The organism is Martinezella dioscoreae, assembly GCF_009176305.1.
Lineage (GTDB): Bacteria > Pseudomonadota > Alphaproteobacteria > Rhizobiales > Rhizobiaceae > Rhizobium > Rhizobium dioscoreae.
In genome coordinates this window covers 423097-436901 of record NZ_BLAJ01000001.1, presented here as the reverse complement: position 1 = coordinate 436901, position 13805 = coordinate 423097, and the positions used below count along the sequence as shown (strand labels likewise).

The window sequence follows — 13805 nt, the reverse complement described above, 5'->3', positions numbered from 1 at the left end:
ATGATGAGGAAGCCTCGTTCAGCGCCTGTCATGCTAACGGTTTCGGTCGCGACAACCATTCCGAATAGGGCTTTACACCGAAATCTGGTTCGGCGGCCTCCTCAAGCACATGGATGAATTCGATCGAATGCCCGTCGGGATCCGAAAAATATTGCGAGACGGCCGGCATCCAACCTAGAACAACGGGTTCATCGAGCGGCTCGCCATTGAACCCCTTCGGCTGAATGCCACGAGCCTTCAATGCGGCTGCGGAGCCGAGTACATCGGCGAGAGAGGTTCTGAAGGCAATATGAAGGCGCATCTTGAGCGGGGAGCAGCCCGTTTCCCAAAGGCCCAACATGCCCATGCGTTTATCGTCGATCCAAAGGAAGGCGACATTCCTGCTCTCGATGACGGTCCCGACCTCCAGCTTCAGAACGTCGCGATAGAAGGCGATGGAGCGCTGGAGATCGGCAACCGTTAGATGCGTCTCGTAAAGTCCCAGAATGCGGGGGATTGATGGATCGGCCGAATGCTCGAGATGACCGATCGTCATCACATCACCTTGGCTGCCGTGACCTCGACCTCGACCAGGAACTCGGACCGCGTAAATCCGCCGACGATCAGCAGCGTAGAGACCGGCGCGGGATTTTGGACATAGCGATCACGCACGGCCATGTAGGCGGGAAAATCCTCGCGCGTGGTCACGAAACCACCGACGCGGATGACGTCGGCAAACCCCATGCCCGCCTCCTCGAGGATAGCGCCAATCGCCTTGAAACACAGCTCGGCCTGACCGGTGACGTCAGGCGGAATGCGATCGTCGGCACCGATGCCGAGCTGGCCGGATGTGACCAGCAGGCTGGCGCCTGGCGGCACCAGCAGGCCGTGATTGTAATTGCCGAAAGGGCGGCGGACGGATGCGGGGTTGAAGACCTTTTTCATCGATTCCGACTCCTGATGACTGAACCGATTTCAGCATTTTGAGACGAAAGGGGCAAGACGGTCAGTGCGTCCGTGTTGATGTCACCACCCGATTTCGCCGTATTTCCAACAGGATATGTCCGAACAATGCGGCAAGCACGATCGGCCCGCCGATGAGTGTCGCCGTCGAAGGACGCTCGGCGAACACCATCCAGACCCAAAGTGGCGTCAGCGGCACTTCGAGCGCCGTCAGCAGCGCCGCATCCGAGGCCGGCACCAGCCGCGAGCCGAAGGTGTAGAGGCTGAGACCCATGGCGTTCTGGATGATGCCGAAGGCGATGATCAGGCCAAGATCCTGGCCGGAGATCGAAAGCGGCGAGGCGAACCAGAAGGTAATGGAGGAACACAGCCAGGCGGAAAGCGCCATGGCCGGTAGCATCGGCACATCGCGATGCTGGCGCATGACGACGGCAAGGCAGGCGACGGTCAGCGTCATGATGGCAGCAAGCCCCTTGCCGAGCCAGCTGCCGCCATCGCTCGCATGGCCGGAAAGCATGACGAGCACGCCGATAAAAGCAATGCCACTCGCAATCAGCGTCCGCAAATTTGGACGCTCGCGGATGAAGAGGAAGGCGACGCCCGCGGTTACAAAGGGCACGGTTGCATAGATGACCATGGCATCGGCGACCGACGTGTAATAGATCGAGCCGATGCCGCTGATCATGGATGCGGTGGAAAAGATCGTCGCCGCCAGCGAAGGACCACCCATGGAACGCAGGATGCGAAAAGCGTTGCGGCGCTCGATATAGAAAAACAGCGCGAAGACGCCGAGGCCAGAGACGATGCCACGGCAGAACAGAATGGTCATCAGATCGGCATGGATCGCCCGCACGAACAGGCCGGAGGTCGACCAGGCGAGCGCCGAAAGCGCCACATAGGCCACGCCCAGCCTGTATTGCTGCTGTTCCGCCAGCGTCACGATGAAATCCTCCGCCCTATAGCGGCAGAGCATTAGCGGGCGGCAAGGATCCCCACAAGCAAAGCTTGCGTCGCTGCGTGTCGCGGACGCCGGAAGATGGCAAGGGTTGCAGGAAGGCCACGCCCCTTCCCGCTGGCAACCAGGAGACGCCTACCTACCCATTGGTATTGGCTGGATCATATTGATCTTGAACATATTTGTGATCGCTCTACGGTTCTGGCGGTCCGCGTCGAAGGAGAATCAATTGCGCCTGCTGTCGGCCACCTTGTTTGCGTGCGGCTGCGTCAGCCTGGTCGACGGTCCGCTATGGCCGCCGGCGCAAACCTATGTCGACAAGACGGTGCAATGCAGCCAGAGCAGCAATCCCTCCCGCTGCGAACATACACGCGATAGCTGGAAGGCCGATTACGAGGAAGCCATAGCGGGCGGGTATCGAGCGCAGAAACATGTCGCTTTATGCCTGAGCACAGGCTGCGATCAGGCAATCCAACCCGACAGGATGCTCGGCTGCGCCTGGCGCATGGTCATTGTCGAGACAAGGCATGCGCTACCGGACAGTATGGATTTTGCCAATCTCAACCGCTTCTGCGGAACGGACTATATTGACCAGAAGGGAAAACTCGCGGCAGCCTCTCAAGCGAAGGCGATGATGCGCCTGATCGGCAAATAGCAGGCTGCGCAGCAAAATCTCTGCCGCGCAACCGGTGTTTTGCGCAGGCCCTAAGCGTAGGGCGCTAGGAAACTGCGGATTGCCTCGATTTCGTTGGGCCTGATATCGTGGCCGCCTGGATGCCAATCCAGAGTGACCTCGGCATTCTGCCGCGTAAAGTAATCGGCGAGTGCCTTGGTGACTGGAGCGGGTGCGATCGGATCGCGCTCGCCTGCCGTAATCAGCACGCGCTTGCCCTCCAGCCTTGCATTGTCCTGCGGCTGGAACGGGATCAGCGGATGCATCAGCACGGCCGCATCGAAGAGATCGCCATGCTCGATCAGCACATTGGCAAGGATGTTCGCACCGTTGGAAAAGCCCAGACCAAGTACCTGCGATGCTCCGTATTCCGCCGCCAGCTCCGAGACATAGGCGACCATTTTTTCCGTGGCGCGGGCAAGATCGGCCATGTCATAGACGCCCTCGCCCGTTCGGCGAAAGAAGCGCGCTGCGCCATATTCCGAGACATCGCCGCGTGGCGAGACGATGGTAGCGTCCGGCAATAGGCGGGTGGCGAAATCGAAGAACTGGTTCTCGTCGCCGCCGGTACCATGGAAGGTAAAGAAGATAGGCTTTCCGGGTGCACCGGCCTTCAGCCGGTGCACATAAGTCGTATCGGTCATGATATCTCTCCTGGCTTAGCCTTCCAGCGGTTCGAGATGCTGTTCGATCAGCCCACGCAGATGCGCATGCTGTTCCGGCAGCCTCAGCGCTTCGCCGAGATGGGCCGTATCCTCGTCACGATCGAAGCCAGGTTCATTGGTGGCGACTTCGAACAGCACGCCGCCCGGTGTGCGGAAATAGATCGCCCAGAAGTAGTCACGGTCGATGACCGGCGTCACCTGATAACCCGTATCCATCAGCGCCTTGCGTACTTCGAGCTGCTTTGCGCGGTTTTCGACCGCGAAGGCGACATGGTGGACGGAGCCGGCGCCCGGCAGCGCCCGGTTGATGTTCGGCATAGTTTCGAGGTCGACATAATCGGCACCGTTGCCGCCGGGAATGGCAAGCCGCTTGATGCCGTCATGCGTATCGACCACCTCGTAACCCATGTACTTCAACAACTCGGCCGTCGCGCCTTCGTCCCTGAGCCGCATGGCCACGGAGTGGAAGCCTCTGATGGCATGCTCGGCATCGACGCCACCATGCGTCCAGGGCTGACGCTTATCGTCCTTGACCTCGACAAGCGCGAAGCCATCGCCATCTGGACCGGCAAAATGCAGGCGCTTCTGGCCGAAGGATTCGTCGGTCTTCAGGCCCTCGACACCGCGCTGGCTAAGCCGTTCGGTCCAGTAGCCGATGGAACCTTCGGGAACGGAATAGACCGTATTCCCGACTTCGCCGGTACCGGGGCGACCGCGCGCCATCTTCGGGAACGGGAAGTAGGTCATGATCGTACCGGGCGTGCCGATCTCGTCACCATAGTAGAGATGATAGACATCGGGAGCGTCGAAATTCACCGTCTTCTTGACCCGGCGAAGGCCGAGCGTGTCGGTGAAGAACTTGTTGTTGGTGCGGGCGTCTTCCGCCATCGAGGTAACGTGGTGAAGACCTTTGATCTGGTTAAGCATCTTAAACCCCTTGTCTCGCCTGCACCCGCAGGCGTTTCTCATGGGCAGAAGATGGTCTTGTCGGCGGCGTTTCGATAGCCCTCAATAGCCAAACGGATTGTCTTCAATGAGTGAACGATAATTTTGAATCGTTCACACCAAGACCCGTCTCGCCTCATCTCTTGATTCTAAATACGAGCAGCATTACCTTTTAAGCTAGACAGTCTAGCTAGCGGGGATTTCGATGAATTGGCCATTGCAGGATGCAAAGAACCAGTTTTCCAAAGTCGTACAGAAAGCACGCAGCGAAGGGCCGCAAATCGTCACCTTGCGCGGCGAGCCCGCGGCGGTCGTTCTGTCTGCCGAAGACTACGATGCACTTCTGGCTGGCAAACCGAGCCTTGCCGATGACTTGCTGTCAGGGCCGGTTTGGGACGACGAAATGGCCGAAGCCGTATCTAAGCGAGATAAAACGCCAAGCCGGGATGTTCTTTTCTGATGTATCTCGTGGATACCAATGTCGTCTCGGAAATCCGGCGCGGTAATTCCCAAGCGATTGCGTGGCTGCGCTCAGTCGATCCCTCCACCATTTATCTGAGTGTCATCACACTTGGAGAGATCATGCGCGGGATTGCGCTCAAGCGAAGATCAGACCCGCGTACCGCAACTCATCTGGAGGAATGGTTGCGCAAGCTCCGGCACGACCACCGCAATCGCATTCTTCCCATTACCGATCAGATTGCGGTCGAATGGGGACGTATCGCAGCACAACGACCGCGTGGTGACGCCGATGGGCTCATCGCAGCAACGGCGATCGTTCATGACCTTATCGTCGTTACTCGCAACATCGGCGATTTCGACGACACCGGCGCTTCAATCGTCAATCCCTGGGATCAAACGCCTTACTGAGCATCCGGATTGCTCGGCAGCGCCCAATCGATCGGATCCCGGCCATGCGCGACCAGATAGGCATTGGCCTTGGAGAAATGCCGGCAGCCGAGGAAGCCGTTATGGGCCGAGAGCGGCGACGGATGGGCCGCCTTCAGCACCAGATGGCGCTCGGTATCGACAAAAGCAGCCTTCTTCTGCGCGTAGGAGCCCCAGAGCATGAAGACGACGCCGTCGCATTCGTCGTTGACTCTGCGGATGACCGCATCGGTGAAGCGCTCCCACCCCTTGCCTTGATGTGATGCGGCCTGGGATTCCTCCACCGTCAGTACGCTGTTCAGCAGCAAGACGCCCTGCTTCGCCCAGCTTTCCAGAAAGCCGTGGCGGGCCGGCGGAATGCCGAGATCGGTTTCCAGTTCCTTATAGATATTGACCAGCGACGGCGGAATGCGCACGCCGGGGCGCACGCTGAAGCAGAGCCCATGCGCCTGACCGAAGCCGTGATACGGATCCTGTCCGAGAATGACCACCTGCACCTCATCAAGCGGGGTCAGATCCAGCGCGCGGAAATACTCGCTGCCGCGCGGAAAGATCACCTTGCCGCGCTGCTTTTCCTCGACAAGAAAAGATTTGAGCTGCTGCATGTAGGGGCTTTCGAACTCCTGCGACAGCGCCTCTTTCCAGCTCTCCTCAAGCTTGATGTTCGCCTCAGCCATCGTTTCCGGCCTCCGTCTGTTGTCAGCATATCGATTGAGGATGAAAGAGCCGGCGTGTCAAGAAAATGGCGGACGCCGCGGTGGAGAGATCACAGGTTTTGGAGATAGCGCAGCCTGCCTCCGGGCTTATCTCGTAAATGACGTATGATAGCAGCAGGACACGCAAGCGTTGACAAGGCCGCTCACTTCCGCCAATGGAAGCCATCCCAATTTTCCGACCGGTGTCTCATGCTTCCCTTGCATTCCCTTGGCGAGCGCATCGTTGTGCTCGGCCCTTCCAATGCCGGCAAATCAACCCTGGCGGTCTCCCTTTCCAAAAAGTTGGGTTTTCCGGCGGTACATCTGGATCAGCTCCATCATCTGCCTCATACCGATTGGCAACAGCGCCCTGAAGCGGAATTCGCTGCGCTTCACGACGCGGCGATTTTGGGCGAACAATGGATTATGGAAGGCAATTATACGCGCCTGATGCCGCAACGTTTGGCCCGCGCTACCGGCGCCATCCTCATCACCTCCAATCATTGGCTGCGCTTTTCCCGCTATCTCAAGCGGACCCTGATCAACCGCTCAGATCGAGCAGGGCATCTCGAAGGCGCCAAGGACAGCATCAAATGGGAGATGATTCACTGGATACTCGTGAAGACCCGCAACAGCGGCGCCAAATACGCAAAAATCCTACAGGAATCCGGGTTGCCAACGGTAGAATGCCATACGGCGGAGGCTCTGAATAACCTTTATCAGGCGTGGGATCTGCCGAGCAGGCGATAGACCTCATATCAATCACCCCTTGATCCGTACCATCTGCGGATCATAAAGCGGCTTCAGCGACACCCGGCACGGCACGCGGCTCTGCGCGACATCGAGCTCATAGCGCCCCGAAAGCACGAAATCCTCGGTCACCCCTATGGGATCGCGGACATAGCCGTAGCCGATCGCCTTGCCGATCGTGTAGCCATAGCCGCCACTCGATAGCCAGCCGACGCGCTGGCCGTCGCGATAGATCGTCTCGCGGCCGAGAAGCACGATTTCGGGATCGTCGGGTACGAAGCAGGCAAGCATCTTCTTGACGCCAGAGGCTAACTGCCGCTCGATCGCCTCGCGCCCACGGAATGCGATGTCCTTCTTCGTCTTCACCGCCCAGGCAAGCCCGGCTTCAACGGGCGTGTGATCCGGCCCAATATCCGAGCCCCAGGCGCGATAGCCCTTCTCCAGCCTGCAGCTCTCGATGGCGCGATAGCCGGCATTGACGAGGCCGTGCTCGCGGCCGGCGGCCATCAGCACGTCATAAACGGTCGTGGCATATTCCACCGGCACATGCAGCTCATAGCCGAGTTCGCCGACATAGGTGATGCGCAGCGCCCGGACGGGGCAGCCGGCGATGCCGACGGTCTTCACCTTGCCGAAGGGGAACGCGGCGTTCGAAACGTCGGCCGAGGTCACGGCCTGCAATATCTCGCGCGACTTCGGCCCCATCAGCGACAGCACTGAATAGGCGGAGGTGACATCCACCAGCTCCGCATGCATCTCGGATGGAATATTGCGGGCGATCCAATCGAAGTCGTGCGTGGCGAAGCCGGTGCCGGTGGTGATGTAGAATTCGTTCTCGGCAATGCGGGCAACGGTGACATCGCATTCGATGCCGCCGCGATCATTGAGCATCTGGGTGTAGGTCAGGGCGCCGACAGGCTTGGCGACATCATTGGAAGCGATCCATGAGATCGCCGCCTCGGCATCCCTGCCCTTCAGCACGAATTTGGCGAAGGAGGTCTGGTCGAAGATCACGGCCGCTTCGCGCGCAGCCCTATGTTCGCGGCCGACCGCATCGAACCAGTTCTGCCGTCCATACGTGTACTCGTCCTTCGGCTCCTCGCCGGCAAAGAGATCGGCAAACCAGTTCGGCCGCTCCCAGCCGAGCTTTTCGCCGAAGCAGGCACCCTGCGCCTTCAGCCGATCGTAGAGCGGCGACTTGCGGCAGGGGCGGCCGCTCGAATGCTCCTCGAAAGGCCATGCCATGGTGTAGTGCTTGCCATAGGCTTCCAGCGTGCGGGTTCGCACCCAGTCCGTATCGAAATGCGGGCGACCGAAGCGTCTGATATCGACCGGCCAGAGGTCGTAAGGCGGCTCGCCCTTGGCGATCCATTCGGCGAGCGCCATGCCCGCCCCGCCGGCAGAGGCGATGCCGAAGGCGTTGAAGCCGGCACCGACGAAGAAATTCTTCAGTTCCGGCGCCTCGCCGAGAATGAAATTGCCATCGGGCGTAAAGCTCTCCGGCCCACAAAGCAGCTGCTTGACGCCGGCCGTCTGCAGCGCCGGCACGCGCACCAGCGCCTGCTCCATGATCTGCTCGAAATGGTCGAAATTGCTGTCGAGCAGCGTGTAGTGGAAATCTTTCGGAATACCGTCGAGCGCCCAGGGGATGGGATTGGGCTCATAGCCGCCCATGACAAGCCCGCCGACCTCCTCCTTATAGTAGGTCAGCCGGTCCGGATCGCGCAGCGTCGGCAGGTTGGAAGGCACGCCGAAGGATTCGGTGATGAGATATTGATGCTCGACGGAGACGAGCGGCACGTTGACGCCGAAGCGGCCGGCAAAGGTCCGAGTCCATTGCCCGGCGCAGACGACGACGCGCTCGCATTCGATACGGCCTTTCTCGGTGATGACGGCACGGATCCGGCCCTTGTCGATCTCCAGATCGAGAACTTCGGTATCCTCGAAGATCGACACGCCGCTCATGCGGGCGCCCTTTGCCAGCGCCTGGGTGATATCGGAAGGATTGGCCTGTCCGTCCGTCGGCAGGAAGGCGGCGCCGACGAGATCGTCGACATCCATCAGCGGCCATAGATCGCGCGCTTCCTGCGGCGTCAGCAGGTGCATCTGCAGGCCGAAGGATTGCGCCGTCGTCGCCTGCCGCTTCACCTCCGTCCAGCGCTCCTCATTGCAGGCAAGCCGCAACCCGCCATTCATCTTCCAGCCGGTGGCAAGCCCCGTCTCCGCCTCGAGCTTCTTGTAGAGATCGACGGAATAGCCGAGCATCTGCGTGATATTGGCGCTGGTGCGCAGCTGGCCGACGAGGCCGGCGGCGTGGAAGGTCGTGCCCGAGGTCAGCTTCTTGCGCTCCAGCAGTACGGTATCGGTGAAGCCGAGCTTGCCGAGATGGTAGGCGGTCGAGCAGCCGATGATGCCGCCGCCGATGACGACGATCTTTGCTGTAGTCGGCAGTTCCTTCATGACGTCACCTCAAGAATTGCAAAAATCCTGCCAGGCGCTCTCGAACCGCCGCAGGTTTTCAGCTGTATAGGAAGAATAATCGAATTCGATGTCGGAATGGATTTCCGAAACCATGCTCCACATCGTCTCGCGCAGGAGTGAGGCGCATTTCATCGCCTGATAGCGCCGGCGCAGATCATCGCTGACAGAAGCATCGAAATAGGCCTCCAGCATCGCCTCTTCCTGCGTCTCGGAGAATTCATTGTTGGAGGCAAGGCCACCCAGATCGAAAAGCGGCGTGTTGAAGCCGGCATAATCCCAATCGATCAGCCAGAGCCGCTTGCCATCATCGAGGAAATTCGCCGCCAGCAGATCGTTGTGTCCGAAGGCGATTTCGAAAGGACCGGCTTCACGCTCGAGCCGCTCCGCGATCTCAAGAAAGGAACGCAGCCTCGGCTTGTGGCGACTGCCGCCAGCCTCCAGGAGAGCCGCATAGTCCCTGACCACGTGAAAGACCCAGAAGATGGCCGCCGGTCCGCGAAAATGCCTGGCGACGTCCCGATGGCAGGACCGGACGAGCGGCACGACCCGGCTCATCATGGCCGGCTTTCTTATATCATCGGCCGATAGCGGGCTTGCGTCGATATAGTCCAGCACCAGTATGCCGGGCTCATGATGGATCACAGCAGGTGAAAGACCGGCTGCATGGGCCGCCCTGCTTGCGGCCACCTCGTTGGTGCGGCTGATGTGATGAACCGGAATGTCCGATCCAAGCCGCACGACGAAGCGGCGACCATTATCGCCAACCAGATAGTTGCGATTGGTAATGCCGCCCACCAGCGGTTCGATGTCGATCGGCCCGCGCCAGATGCTGAGAGAATGTATCCTGTCTTCCGCCGTCGCAGTCATTCCCCCTCCGGTCCTGCTGCTGAGCATCTTTCCGATCTGAAAAGTTCCTCACAAACGTAAAGCTGTCAAGAACTTCCCCACAAAATGAAACGAATATTTGGCTTTTTGTGGAATTGAGGCGCCATCTCCAATCGGATGAGCTATGGATATCCCAAAGACTGCGCTTCACCGTAGGTGAGATTTGTCTTAAAAACTCAGGCGCGAAGCAACCAGATTGAGGTTGCGTGCATTAACGCCTCCGGCGGCAACGGAACCGGCCAGTCGAAAGCCACGCAAGTTTGGGATCAATACCCATAACAGGATCAGGAACCATGTCGGGCATATCCCAGCCACCGCTTCACTCCAATCATCGCGAGCGCGAAATACTGGAAGAGCTGCGTCTGGCAGGCGGCGCAAGCCGCATCCAGTTTCTGGCCGAACGGCTCGGCGTTTCAGAGGAAACCATCCGCCGCAACATCCGCAGCCTGGAGGCCAACGGCCTTGTGACCAAGGTGCATGGCGGGGTCCATATCAAGGACTCGATGATCGAGCCGCCGCTGCATCTGCGCATGAACGAGAATGCCGAAGCCAAGCGGATGATAGCCGCCTCGGTCGCCGCGATGATCGAGGATGGCGATGCGCTCTTCCTCGATGTCGGCTCGACCACCGCCTTCATCGCCGTCGCGCTGCAGAAGCATCAGAACCTCTTCGTCGTCACCAATGCGGTCGCTGTCGCCCATGCGCTCGCGACCCGCAACGGCAATCGCGTCTTCTTCGCCGGCGGCGAGCTGCGCGGCCATGATGGCGGCGCCTTCGGCATGGAGGCCGCCAATTTCCTGCGCCGCTTCAATGTACGCCACGCGATCCTTTCGGTCGGCGCCATCAACGCCGCCTCGGGCTTCATGCTGCACGATCTGGAAGAAGCGGAATATTCGCGGGAGGCAGCTAGCCGCGCCGAAAACCGCATCGTCGTTGCCGACAGCGCCAAGTTCGGGCGCAGCGCGCCGATCGTTCTGAGTGAACCGGAAAACTTCAACGTTCTGGTTACGGACGAACAGCCAACGGCAGACATTCGCGCCATGCTGGAGCGCAACGAGATCGAACTCGTCATCGCCAACCGGCAACGGGATGAGCGACGTTGAACTGAGATGCATCAGTTTTCTGAGGTAATCCTGACGCGACTGCATCGATAAGGCTTCAGTCAGGCAAGAGGAGGAGCCTCCTAATCGATCCTAGCATGAACGATCAGGCAGCTTGCTCTTGGTCTCGCTCGATTGCAGGTTCTTCGGAAGACTGTGGTGGGATCCAATGCGGCACCGCCGGACCTGCAAATTCGAAAGTTAGCCGAAGAATCCCACCGTAACCTTCCCATAACGAAGAAGGCAGGTGCGCGCGGCCGGCAGTCCAGCGCCGACGGCCATCCTCGACATAATGGAAACCATCATTCAGCCTATTGTCGTCAGCGAAAATATGCCTGGGCTCCGCTACGCCATCCTCAATGACCAATCTCGAAAAGCAGACGCCGAGCCGGCGGCCATCGCCTGAAGAACTGACGAGATTTGGCGCCCCCCATTCCGAGGCAAGCCATAGTTCCGATACTGACGACCGGACGCGGAACTCTGCCCTGCCCTCGTCGATCATGGGATCAATGCGTTGCCCGTCGGCAATGAGATGTATGTCGGCGAAAGGATCGTCACTCAAGGTCCAGCCCATATCCAGAGCGCGTGCATGGATTTGCATTCGCACAGCCTCGATCAGCGGTCCATCTGAGACATAGGTCAGGCATCTTTGTTCGTGATCGTTCACCAGCTGGATCGAAGCGCCCATCGTTTGAGAAAAGAAGCTTCGATTGCCATGATCGACGTAGCTTTCAGTCGGCAATCCGTTCGTCACGAGAATGTCATGCTCATCCAGTTCGACATGCCAGTATGTGACTTTTGCGCATTCGACATGGTCGATCGTTGCTCCATTCACGAGCACTGAAGCAGGCATCAGAACATCGGTTACGACAGTGACGCAAATTCCATGAGCCGGAGAGACGATGAGGTCATGCGAAGGCTTATTGGGCCCTAGAGCCCCCGCGGCAATACGAACCGGCCAGCATGCCCGAGGATCATTGGCACTGGCGCAATCGAGCTCCGTGCTTCCGATCCAGCGGATGGGGCGAAGTTGCGATGATGCCGTAATAGCAACATCGCCAATCCGCAAATCCTCGACCGGAATATCTCCCCGTGTCGTGCGGATGAGAGTCCCCGTGACAAAGCAAACGACGATCGTTCCTGTAGCCGCGTCCAGTATGAACCTGGAGGGGTCAAGGTCACCAGCGAAGTTGAGCGTATAGTTGCCAGCGGTCGTGACGAAGGTCGCTGTCTGACCATCGACCGAGATATTCGAGACCGCTCCTGGACCGTTATATGTAATGGTTGCCGCGTAATTGTTGAGCGTATCGACAGTCCCGTCAAATTGCGTGGAAAAATTAAAGTGCGCGCCAGGATTCAATTGGACCAATTGAGAAGAGCCAGACCCTCCCCATTGATAGAAGCCGTCAACAATCACCGTACCGACGGCAGAAGTAACGCCACTACCTGCTTCTATTTCAGACGAGGGGCCAATGTAGAGGGTCCCGCCGCCGGCAATCGGCCCATCTATCTTGAACCAGGACGGATGAACACCGCCATACGCGGAGAGCGTACTAGTGGGCGAAACAAAAACACCGGCGAGATCAGGGTGATTTCCCCAATGGGGGCCGATTGTATCACCATTGGCGATGATAACGGAATCTCCATCGCCGGGAACCCCATTGGGAGACCAGTTCCCAGGATCAATCCACACATCTTTGGAGATATTGCCTGTCCAGGTATAGGTTGCCATCGATACATCCTCGGATCCTGACGCCGGCCGAGTGCGCCTATCGGTTACCGAGCATCACGCTAGCATTCAACTCTCTTATTAGTCGAGTCGAATATACAGATTCGTCACCGTCAACCCCGGCACATCGCCTCCAGCGCCTGGGCTGCCTTGCTGGCATGACGCTCCTTATGGCGCAGCAGCCGGAAGCTGCGGACGGGCAGATCGAAGGTTGCTTGAACCAGCAAACCCTGCCCGAGGTAGGCCTTAGCCGCAGCACTGGAAACAGCCGCGGCGCTTTCCCCGGCACAAACCGCCGACAGTACGGCCTCATTCGAAGGAAGGACGAGCGCCACATCGAGATCTCGCGGGTTTGCACCAAGCCTGGCAATCGCGTTCTCGAATTCCGAACGCGTGCCCGAGCCCTCCTCGCGCATCACCCAGGACGTGCCGCTGATAAGGTCGGCGGTGGTCCGTTGCCGTCCATCCGCCCAGGGATGGTGTGGCGGCACGACGATCACAAGCGCATCCTGTGCGACGATCTTCATCGACAGCGCCGGCGCATCCACTTCCCCCTCGATGAAACCGAGCTCGGCCGCACCATCGATAACCGCTTCGGTGACGGTACGGGTATTGCCTATCGTCAGATCCAGCTCGATACCGGGATAATCGCGGCGAAACCGCATCAGCAAGGGCGGTAGCCAATAGCTGGCGATGGTCTGGCTTGCGCAGAGACTGAGCCTACCGCGCTGCAATCCGCCGAGTTCGGACAGCATCAGTTCCGCCGAACGTACGCGTGCGAGCGTCGCCTTGGCTTCTCCGAGGAAGGATCGTCCCGTCTCCGTCAGCTCGATCCGACGGCCGACGCGATGAAACAGCTCCACTCCGTAATAGGCCTCAAGGTTCTTGATCGCGGAGCTGACGGCGGATGGCGTCAGATGGATCGCTTCGGCGGCATTGGTCAGATGCTCTCGCTCCGCGACGGCGACGAAAATGGCGAGCTGTTCGAAGGTCATGGGAAATCATTCTAATTTATCGAATAAAACATAGGATAATATTCGATGGATGTCGACATCGACAGATGAGACTTTCCAGCCGTCACCAAATCACAAGACACG

General features: G+C 59.1%; 15 protein-coding genes. 5 read left to right on the top strand and 10 right to left on the bottom strand.

What is annotated here, in order from left to right:
- Nucleotides 1-28: 28 nt before the first annotated feature.
- The 3 genes from GDN47_RS02090 to GDN47_RS02080 all read right to left on the bottom strand — a co-directional run bounded on the left by GDN47_RS02090 (nt 29) and on the right by GDN47_RS02080 (nt 1882).
- Entirely contained in the window at nt 29-535 is a 507-nt protein-coding gene (locus GDN47_RS02090; protein WP_113330269.1) for a VOC family protein, read from the bottom strand.
- Nucleotides 535-924: a RidA family protein gene (locus GDN47_RS02085; RefSeq protein ID WP_113330270.1), complete on the bottom strand. Its 390-nt coding sequence runs from the start codon at nt 922-924 to the stop codon at nt 535-537. Before GDN47_RS02085 ends, GDN47_RS02090 begins: the two co-directional genes overlap by 1 nt.
- A 61-nt stretch (nt 925-985) precedes the next feature.
- The gene (locus GDN47_RS02080) at nt 986-1882 is read right to left on the bottom strand and encodes a DMT family transporter (RefSeq protein ID WP_113330429.1); all 897 of its coding nucleotides are present in this window, start codon (nt 1880-1882) and stop codon (nt 986-988) included.
- A 106-nt stretch (nt 1883-1988) separates the two neighbouring features.
- Here GDN47_RS02080 and GDN47_RS02075 point away from each other — a divergent pair, with 106 nt between their 5' ends.
- The gene (locus tag GDN47_RS02075) at nt 1989-2552 is read left to right on the top strand and encodes a hypothetical protein (RefSeq protein WP_233788678.1); all 564 of its coding nucleotides are present in this window, start codon (nt 1989-1991) and stop codon (nt 2550-2552) included.
- A gap of 50 nt (nt 2553-2602) precedes the next feature.
- On the opposite strand, the gene GDN47_RS02070 is transcribed toward GDN47_RS02075, so the two are convergent.
- Nucleotides 2603-3214 carry an alpha/beta hydrolase gene (locus GDN47_RS02070; protein WP_145632126.1) on the bottom strand — a complete coding sequence of 204 codons (612 nt, stop codon included), beginning with the start codon at nt 3212-3214 and terminating at the stop codon, nt 2603-2605.
- 15 nt (nt 3215-3229) lie between these two features.
- Nucleotides 3230-4162 (bottom strand): VOC family protein, encoded by a 933-nt coding sequence (locus GDN47_RS02065; RefSeq protein ID WP_145632123.1) that lies wholly within the window; start codon nt 4160-4162, stop codon nt 3230-3232.
- A gap of 223 nt (nt 4163-4385) precedes the next feature.
- On the opposite strand from GDN47_RS02065, the gene GDN47_RS02060 reads away from it, so the two are divergent.
- Both GDN47_RS02060 and GDN47_RS02055 read left to right on the top strand, forming a co-directional pair.
- Nucleotides 4386-4640 carry a type II toxin-antitoxin system Phd/YefM family antitoxin gene (locus GDN47_RS02060; protein ID WP_113351622.1) on the top strand — a complete coding sequence of 85 codons (255 nt, stop codon included), beginning with the start codon at nt 4386-4388 and terminating at the stop codon, nt 4638-4640.
- Complete coding sequence (locus tag GDN47_RS02055) at nt 4640-5050, top strand: type II toxin-antitoxin system VapC family toxin (RefSeq protein ID WP_113351623.1); 411 nt, start codon at nt 4640-4642, stop codon at nt 5048-5050. Before GDN47_RS02060 ends, GDN47_RS02055 begins: the two co-directional genes overlap by 1 nt.
- Here the strand turns inward: GDN47_RS02055 and ung are convergent.
- Nucleotides 5044-5745 carry a uracil-DNA glycosylase gene (gene ung / locus GDN47_RS02050; RefSeq protein WP_113351624.1) on the bottom strand — a complete coding sequence of 234 codons (702 nt, stop codon included), beginning with the start codon at nt 5743-5745 and terminating at the stop codon, nt 5044-5046. The two genes, GDN47_RS02055 and ung, sit on opposite strands and share 7 nt — an antisense overlap.
- Nucleotides 5746-5973: 228 nt before the next feature.
- Between ung and GDN47_RS02045 the strand changes: the two genes are divergently transcribed.
- Complete coding sequence (locus tag GDN47_RS02045) at nt 5974-6513, top strand: P-loop NTPase family protein (RefSeq protein ID WP_113351625.1); 540 nt, start codon at nt 5974-5976, stop codon at nt 6511-6513.
- Between the two features lie 12 nt (nt 6514-6525).
- On the opposite strand, the gene GDN47_RS02040 is transcribed toward GDN47_RS02045, so the two are convergent.
- Together GDN47_RS02040 and GDN47_RS02035 are read right to left on the bottom strand one after the other, a co-directional pair.
- Nucleotides 6526-8973 (bottom strand): GcvT family protein, encoded by a 2448-nt coding sequence (locus GDN47_RS02040; protein WP_145632121.1) that lies wholly within the window; start codon nt 8971-8973, stop codon nt 6526-6528.
- A 9-nt stretch (nt 8974-8982) separates the two neighbouring features.
- Entirely contained in the window at nt 8983-9861 is an 879-nt protein-coding gene (locus tag GDN47_RS02035; RefSeq protein WP_145632119.1) for a phosphotransferase, read from the bottom strand.
- A gap of 311 nt (nt 9862-10172) precedes the next feature.
- Here GDN47_RS02035 and GDN47_RS02030 point away from each other — a divergent pair, with 311 nt between their 5' ends.
- A complete protein-coding gene (locus GDN47_RS02030) occupies nt 10173-10982 on the top strand; it encodes a DeoR/GlpR family DNA-binding transcription regulator (protein WP_152092582.1) in 810 nt (269 codons plus the stop codon).
- A gap of 103 nt (nt 10983-11085) precedes the next feature.
- On the opposite strand, the gene GDN47_RS02025 is transcribed toward GDN47_RS02030, so the two are convergent.
- Together GDN47_RS02025 and GDN47_RS02020 are read right to left on the bottom strand one after the other, a co-directional pair.
- Nucleotides 11086-12711: a Hint domain-containing protein gene (locus GDN47_RS02025; RefSeq protein ID WP_145632117.1), complete on the bottom strand. Its 1626-nt coding sequence runs from the start codon at nt 12709-12711 to the stop codon at nt 11086-11088.
- 110 nt (nt 12712-12821) lie between these two features.
- On the bottom strand, nt 12822-13703 hold the full coding sequence (locus GDN47_RS02020) for a LysR substrate-binding domain-containing protein (RefSeq protein ID WP_145632115.1): 882 nt from the start codon (nt 13701-13703) through the stop codon (nt 12822-12824).
- Nucleotides 13704-13805: the final 102 nt, after the last annotated feature.